1 protein-coding gene is annotated in these 415 nt (G+C 74.2%); it reads left to right on the forward strand.

Annotation, left to right across the window (positions count from 1 at the left end):
• A partial coding sequence (locus AC1DUE_RS20485) for an amidase family protein (protein WP_477041240.1) occupies window positions 1-331 on the forward strand: 331 nt, incomplete at its 5' end.
• Window positions 332-415 lie beyond the last annotated feature (84 nt).

The following is a 415-nucleotide window of genomic DNA, read 5'->3' on the forward strand; positions in this document are numbered from 1 at the left end:
CTTCCGGACCTCCCCGGCCGGGGCCGGGTACGACGTGCTGCTGACCCCGACGACCGCCGCGCCCCCACCCCGGATCGGCGCATTCGACGGCCTGAGCGCCTGGCGTACCGATGTGGCGATCACCGAGGCGTGCCCGTACGCCTGGCCATGGAACGTGCTGGGCTGGCCCGGCATCAATGTCCCGGCCGGGTTCACGGCCGACGGACTTCCCGTCGGCGCCCAGTTGCTCGGCCCGTCCCGCAGCGAGGAGTTGCTGATCTCCCTCGCGGCCCAGCTGGAGGCCGATCAGCGGTGGTACGAGCACCGGCCACCGGCCTCCGCGGGCTCCTGACACACCGCCGGTCAGAGCGGCAGGCGGGCGCCGACCACCCACACCCCCGCGCTCAGCAGCACGCCCTCCGCGGTCTCGTACGGC

The sequence above is a fragment of the Cellulomonas sp. P4_A2 genome (assembly GCF_056402515.1).